Source organism: Anaerovibrio sp., from assembly GCF_024697385.1.
In the GTDB taxonomy this organism is placed as follows: domain Bacteria; phylum Bacillota; class Negativicutes; order Selenomonadales; family Selenomonadaceae; genus Anaerovibrio.
The window spans coordinates 1-7,182 of sequence record NZ_JAILFV010000163.1; the positions used below are offsets into that span (position 1 = coordinate 1).

The window sequence follows — 7,182 nt, forward strand, 5'->3', positions numbered from 1 at the left end:
TGCGGGTGTAGCTCAATGGTAGAGCCCCAGCCTTCCAAGCTGGTCACGTGGGTTCGATTCCCATCACCCGCTCCATATAAGCATTTTGCCGGGGTGGCGGAACTGGCAGACGCACGGGACTTAAAATCCCGCGGTTGGAAACAACCGTACCGGTTCGATTCCGGTCCTCGGCACCACTTGTGTTAATGCTTTTATCAATAATGCGGCCGTGGCGAAACGGCAGACGCGCTAGCTTCAGGCGCTAGTGGGGGTTGACCCCGTGGTGGTTCAAATCCACTCGGCCGCACCATTTTAATTTTATATCAGTTTATATGCGGTTGTGGCGGAATAGGCAGACGCGCTACTTTGAGGGGGTAGTGATCACAGGTCGTGTGGGTTCAAGTCCCACCAACCGCACCATTAGACTTACTCCGGGCTATGCTCGGTTTTTTTTTGCCTAAAGTTATTATTTCTAGCAGGATATTTTATGTTTCTCCTAGAATATAAAACAACGGTTAAGTATGGCAATTTATACCATATTCTGTGTTGTCTGCCTGTGGGTAAATGTCAATGTCAGGATTTACATTCTTTGGTGATGAGTCTTGACATTGGCTTAATATAGTAAGATAGCTTATGTCTATGATGGAGGTTTTTTATGGCTGAGTATATCAAAAGTTTAAGTGTAAAAATGAAAATAATGCTTCTGACAGGTATCACTATTTTCATAGCTATGGTTGCTATGGGAATCGTTCTTAACAGGATGATTACAAACAACGAACGGGATCTGTTTCAGGAGGAGACCAAGCTACAGGCTGTACAGGTTGATACTACCATGCACATATTCCTGGATGGACTTCGTGCCGGGCTGGTAAATATCGCAAATGACCCATTGGTTCGTCAGGGGGGAAATATTACTGTATATATTGACGGACAAACTGATTCCAGCGGTAAAATACCTATGGATCCAATTGCAAAGGGTGGTTATGAAGCTGCTTTATTCGATTCATTTCATAGATTTGTTGAGGCCAATAAGGGCAGCGTTTCAGTGGTAAGTTATGGTACTACTGATGGCGGTTATTTACAGTATCCTGCTGTTAGCCGTAAAAAGGGATATGATTCCCGTTCCAGAGACTGGTATAAGGAAACTATGGCTGATGTTAATAAGGTCCGTATAACTAATCCTTTTATGACTTCCAAGGGTACTCCTACTATTGGTATTTTTGCAGTAGCCAAGGATAATTCCAACAATCCTTTGGGTGTTATTGGTCTTAATGTAGATTTGCCTGTTGTAACTGATATTATCAGTGAGATTAAAATCGGTGAAACAGGAAATATGATGGTAGTTGACAGTGATGGCGTAATTTTTGCTTCCCCAGCCAATCCTGATCTTAATTTTAAAAAGCTTTCTGAAGTAGAGGGTGATTTTGCCAAGTTGGCTGACGTACAGAATGGCATGGTTGATATCACTCAGGATGGGGTAAACAAGATTGTCAATGTTTATACTTCCCAGGAAACAGGCTATAAATTCCTGACGATTGTAGATGAGGATCAGCTCCTGGCTCCGGTCCGTGATATGCGTATTTTACTTGTTATTGTTTTGATTTTGGCCCAGCTTTTTGTTCAGACTCTTACCTACTTATTGTGTAATGCATTGTTCAATCCTTTGACTGAGCTGGCAGGTGCCTCAGAGGAAATTGCCAATGGCAATATTCATCAGTTTAATTTGGATTATGCATCCAATGATGAAATTGGCCGCCTGTGTAATGCCTTTTCTAAAATGACAGGACAGCTTAAGGGATTGTTGGAACAGATACAATCCAGTTCAGAGCAGGTATCAGTTGCGTCAAATGACCTGTCAGATGGTTCTGAGCAGTGTGCGGAGACCATAACTCATGTTGCCGGAAAGGTTAGTGATATTGCGGGAGCTGCACAGCAGCAAAACGATACCATGATTACCGTCGTGAGTCAGATCCGTAATATGACTGATAATGTTGCTTCCATCGCTTCAAGTGCTGACCGCATGAGTAGTGCATCGGCAAATGCCGGCGAGGCTGCTTCCCGCGGTGAGGAAGCAATTAACCGTGCTGTAAGCCAAATGAATCAGATTACTGATACTGTAGATCAGTCTGCTGATGCAGTGGCAGAGTTGGGAATGAGATCTCAGGAAATTGGTGAAATTATTAACACTATTTCCGGGATAGCCGATCAGACTAACCTGTTGGCATTAAATGCTGCTATTGAGGCCGCAAGAGCAGGTGAACATGGTCGTGGCTTTGCTGTTGTTGCCGATGAAGTCAGAAAGCTGGCTGAGCAGTCATCTGAAGCAGCTGCTGAGGTTGCATCAATTATTCAGGCAATTCAGAGTGAAACCCAAAAGGCTGTTAACAGTATGAAGAAGGGAACAGAAGCTGTTAAGACTGGCAGTGAGGTCGTTGCTGAGGCAGGAAAACAGTTCCAGCAGATTGTTTCAAATGTCAAGGAAGTGGACTCACTTATTCATGAGGCTGCAAAGGCTGCCAATGCTACGGCTGATTCCAGCAATGCTGTTTTGAATTCTGCTGAAGAGGTTGAGCGTGTTACGGAGTCTGTTACCAGCAGTATAGATGCTATCTCCTCGGCAACTGAGGAGCAGTCTGCTACCATGGAAGAAATTGCGGCATCAAATCGCAATCTCTCTGAATTGGCAGAAGAACTGAAGCGTGAACTCCGTAAGTTTAAATTTTAAAATTTAGTATAACATAGCTGATATGTATTGAATAACCAGTGCTATTTGCACTGGTTATTTTTGTTATGTTGAAATGGTTAGATGATGGCCTCTGGCCATAACTTCGGATGCCATGGGGAGGTGAGGGAAATATTTGCCGGGAGTTTTTCTTTTTATGATTTTTTTCATATTTATATGGTATAATTTTCACATTGTGAAGAATGTATGGATAATTGCAGAGATGTTAGAGGTATATAATGCTTATTTTTTTCTTACTTTTACTCATTATTTTGACCAGTATAATTATTATTACGCAAAAATGTGTTGGAGTGCTGTTTCCACCAGAGAGGTACAGATTAATATCAAGGGGAATATTGTATTTTGATATATTGTTAATCTTGGGCATGGTAGTGGGCTATAGTATAGGGCATGGCAATTTATTCAGTGGAATATTACTGCATTTTGCCTGCATCAGCTTTATGGGGCAGTTGGTTTTCGACTTGCTGGTAATGGTGCGGCTGCTTTTTGCCTGGGGGCAGAAAAAAATGTTGTCAATTCCTGAAGATAAAAGCAGGCGCAGTTTTTTAAGGGGCTCCATACTATTGCCTGCCTCAGCAGCTGCAGTGGCATTATATGGTGGACTTATTGAAAAAAATAACACTGTGGTGCGTAAATTTGATATTCCCGTTGCCGGGATACCGGATGATATCCGGGGATTTTCCATTGCCCAACTAAGTGACATCCATTTAGGGCCTTTTATGTCCTTGGATGATTTGGAAAATCTCATGGAGAAAACTGCAGCTCTGGGATGCGATATATTGGTTATTACAGGTGATCTATTTGATGATAAAAGAATAAATTTTAAGGCAGCAAGTCTGATTGATACATATGTTGACCGATTTAAATATGGTATAGTTTATTGTCGTGGCAATCATGAGCATTTGCGGGGGATTCAGGCTATTGATATGGCGATAGCCAGGACCCGTATCAGATACCTGGTGAATTCTGTGGAATATATTGTTGGTAGCAGCTTGCCAATTTATATGGCAGGAGTTGATTACCCAATTAAGAGGGATGAATTTGATTTTTTGCGGGATAAGTATGCTGATACAGCCTTGAAGGGAATTCCGGAAAAATCAGTCAAGGTACTGTTGGCACATCATCCTGATTTTATTGATCCAGCTGAAAAATATGGTGTGCAGCTTGTATTATCAGGACATACTCATGGCGGGCAGCTAGGTTTGTTTGGCATACCATTGGTGCCACCGGTCTTTAAGTATCTGCGGGGAATATATCATGTAGGCAAAACGGTAGGATATGTTCATTCGGGGAATGGAAGCTGGTTTCCGTTCCGTTTTGGATGCCCGCCGGAAATTGCCATTTTTACCTTGACAGATAATAAATAATATGTGACTTGTTCAGTGGGAGGATATTCCCACTGAATTTTTTTTACGATACTGTGGCCATGATGGCTTTCATTGATTATCAGCAATAAAAAAAGCCGCTTTACGCGACTTGATAAATGGCGGAGTGGGAGGGGTTCGAACCCTCGCGGCCTTGCGACCCTAACGATTTAGCAAACCGTCCTCTTCAGCCTCTTGAGTACCACTCCATATTTATATGGCGGAGAGGGTGGGATTCGAACCCACGGTGCCGTTAAGCATCACTGGTTTTCAAGACCAGCTCCTTAAACCACTCGGACACCTCTCCATAGCAATAGCTATTATAACAAATTATAAAGTTTAATGTCAAGGAAACACATTGCATCCAGGTAAAAAATATCTATTCCCTTGCAGACAGGAATAGGATATTAAAAAGGATGCGCCAGAGGCTATTTTTATAAACCCATGGAGCATCTTTCCTTTAGCTTTCTATAAGTGGTCAATGATCTCGTTCCCCTATCAGCAGGTCTAATTTTAGTTCATATAGCATATTATTAATTTCCAATAAAGATGATTTATTTTTTATGCCATACAGAATTACCGCATCACGCTCATTTTTTACATCCAGGGTATAGTATTGGGATAGCCGTAATAGCAATTGAAGCTCTTCCAGGCTGACCTTGATTGCAAGACATATACAAATCAGAATGTCACGGCTTGCTTTTCGTTCACCACGAAAAATTTTATATATATAATCTCCTAAATTCGCTGTGCGGGCGATTTCTGCCATGGAAATATCATATTTATCTGCCAGGGATTTCAGGTAATCTGAAGGAGAGATATTGATAAAATCTTCCTGGTGTTCCTCTAAAAAAGTTTTTAAATCATTTTTCTCAATTAATTCAGAAAGTAAAGAATTCGTTTTTACCATATGCTATAATTCACTCCCGAAACATTACTATTATAATTGTGCCATAGTGCAGGCAATAAATCTTGTACTATGAGTCCAATTTTTAAAATTTGGTTGTATGGGTAAAAAGATTTCTATAAAATTAATTATAGGAGATGATTAAATGTCTGCCCTTGAATTTATAAATGAAAGCTTCACAACAGTGAAGCAGCTTTCCGATAATGAATACGGAATAGTTTATTTAATAAAAAGGAAAAAAGACAATATGCTGTTTATTCGCCGTGAATACCGGGAGAATAAAAAGGAAATATTCGCTAAACTGAAGGAAATGGATATCCCGGGAATACCGCATATTTTATATGTTCTTTATGCAGGCAGAACCATTGTTATTGAAGATTATATTGAAGGAATTTCCCTGGAAAAATTGTCTGCAGGAATTTTAACCATACCTAATTTTACCATAACGGAATTGTTAAAAGGGATATTACCTGTATTGAGGGAAATTCATTCTGCAGGTATTATTCATCGGGATATTAAACCGGAGCATATTATTCTGGGGAATGATATGAAGCCTTATCTGATAGATTTTGGCATTGCCCGTATGAACAAAAAGCACAATCAGTATGATACGGAGATATTGGGAACAAGACGATATGCGCCGCCGGAGCAGTTTGGCTATCAGAGTACAGATCAGCGATCAGATATTTATTCACTGGGGCAAACTCTGGCCACACTTTTATCAAGTATTCCTATGTCAGCTCATGAAAAAAAGATTATCGAAAAGGCAATGTCCTTTGATCCGGCAGACCGATACCAAAATGCTGAGGCAATGCTAAACGCTTTGCTAAAAACTCCGAAAAGGGCGAATTTTATAGGGATATTAGTATTTATCCTGTTGGTGGTTGCCGTAGGCGGTTTATGGTATCAGTACGCAGGGGAGCAGGGGGATAAGGTCAAGACAAATAATGCTGAAATAAGTACTGGTGGGGAATCCACAGGCGCTTTGGCTGAAAACTCGGATAATAAGGTTAATTCAGTTGGACAGAATGAGGCTAATATGCCGTTGGATAAAGGAGGAGTGGCAAAGTCTGGGCTGAGTCAGACTATGGATAGTAGGCCTCTTCATGTTGCTGAGGGAACTACCAGGCAGAAAACAGTAAACATTAATGATGCCAATGTAACCGTTATTGCCACCAATACCGGCAATCAATTCAATGTGCAACTGTCAGATAACAAGGGGCACGCATCGACCTATTCCTTTTCCTATCAGCCACCGGCTATTCATAACTATGATAATCCTAATTCCATGGAAGGGGATATTGTTTTTATGGATATTAATGGAGATGGCAATTTGGATATTATACCTATTCTGACCAGTGTCCTTGTTAAAGGTGGAAACGACTTGGTGGACAATACCAACGCCTGGGCAATTGTCTATAACCCTGTCAGTGGGTTTCAAAGGTGCAGTGGTATGGCAGATAGCCAGTATTTAAAGGTAGAGAACGGTTACCTTTTAGATGAAGCCATGACGGTATATACTGTAAAAAATAATACATTCATAGCAAAATTTTTCTAAATTTTGAGGTGATTTTAGAGCTGCGTATGCAGCTCTTTTATATTTTGGAATATTGGACTCAGAGTACAACACTTTAAAAAAAATATTTGCTAAATTAGTCCTGATACAATCGATGTTTAGTGCTTAGGGGGAGTAGTTATGGCTTTGGTAGTTGCCTCTAATGTGGCTGCTTTAAATACTTATAATACACTGAAAAAAATGATAAAAAGATGGCCAGTAATCTGGAAAAAGTGGCTTCTGGGATAAAAATAAATAGTGCTAAGGATGATGCTTCCGGCTACGCGATAGCCAAGAAAATGTCTGTCATGAAACGGTCTTTGCAGCAGGATATTCAAAATGTTCAAACTGGTAACAATCTTGCCGCCATTGCTGGTGGCGCAGTGGATGATATTGTACAAAATTTACGATATTTAAAGGAAAAGGCAATTGATGCTGCTAATGATACAAATACTGATACAGATAGGGAGATAATTCAGAAGGAAGTAAATCAGCGCTTACAGCATATAACTGATGTAGCTGCGACTACAAATTATAACGAGCTTTAAGATGTCCCCTTCCTCTTTAGGTGGGGGAAAACAAACTACAACAGCTGGCGAGCATATATCCCAGCGCGTTGAAACGCTAATTGGAA

At 40.7% G+C, this 7,182-nt stretch carries 4 protein-coding genes, 6 tRNA genes and 1 pseudogene; 8 read left to right on the forward strand and 3 right to left on the reverse strand.

Annotated features, from left to right (window positions below):
• Position 1 precedes the first annotated feature (1 nt).
• The 6 genes from K6C05_RS08670 (at position 2) to K6C05_RS08695 (ending at position 4,089) form a co-directional block, all read left to right on the forward strand.
• Positions 2–75, forward strand: a tRNA-Gly gene (locus tag K6C05_RS08670).
• A 12-nt stretch (positions 76–87) separates the two neighbouring features.
• A tRNA-Leu gene (locus K6C05_RS08675) sits at positions 88–176 on the forward strand.
• A gap of 26 nt (positions 177–202) precedes the next feature.
• Positions 203–289, forward strand: a tRNA-Leu gene (locus K6C05_RS08680).
• Between the two features lie 24 nt (positions 290–313).
• Positions 314–399 (forward strand) — tRNA-Leu (locus K6C05_RS08685).
• A 235-nt stretch (positions 400–634) separates the two neighbouring features.
• Positions 635–2,704, forward strand: coding sequence for a methyl-accepting chemotaxis protein (locus K6C05_RS08690; protein ID WP_296733715.1), 2,070 nt, complete (start codon positions 635–637; stop codon positions 2,702–2,704).
• Between the two features lie 383 nt (positions 2,705–3,087).
• Positions 3,088–4,089 (forward strand): metallophosphoesterase, encoded by a 1,002-nt coding sequence (locus K6C05_RS08695; RefSeq protein ID WP_296733723.1) that lies wholly within the window; start codon positions 3,088–3,090, stop codon positions 4,087–4,089.
• 117 nt (positions 4,090–4,206) lie between these two features.
• On the opposite strand, the gene K6C05_RS08700 is transcribed toward K6C05_RS08695, so the two are convergent.
• The 3 genes from K6C05_RS08700 to K6C05_RS08710 form a co-directional block, all read right to left on the reverse strand.
• A tRNA-Ser gene (locus K6C05_RS08700) sits at positions 4,207–4,295 on the reverse strand.
• A 9-nt stretch (positions 4,296–4,304) separates the two neighbouring features.
• Positions 4,305–4,393, reverse strand: a tRNA-Ser gene (locus tag K6C05_RS08705).
• Positions 4,394–4,564: 171 nt separating this feature from the next.
• A complete protein-coding gene (locus K6C05_RS08710) occupies positions 4,565–4,996 on the reverse strand; it encodes a hypothetical protein (protein WP_296733717.1) in 432 nt (143 codons plus the stop codon).
• A 142-nt stretch (positions 4,997–5,138) separates the two neighbouring features.
• Between K6C05_RS08710 and K6C05_RS08715 the strand changes: the two genes are divergently transcribed.
• Together K6C05_RS08715 and K6C05_RS08720 are read left to right on the forward strand one after the other, a co-directional pair.
• Positions 5,139–6,551, forward strand: coding sequence for a serine/threonine-protein kinase (locus tag K6C05_RS08715; RefSeq protein WP_296733720.1), 1,413 nt, complete (start codon positions 5,139–5,141; stop codon positions 6,549–6,551).
• A 203-nt stretch (positions 6,552–6,754) separates the two neighbouring features.
• A pseudogene (locus tag K6C05_RS08720) lies at positions 6,755–7,096 on the forward strand (flagellin); the annotation flags it as partial.
• Positions 7,097–7,182: the final 86 nt, after the last annotated feature.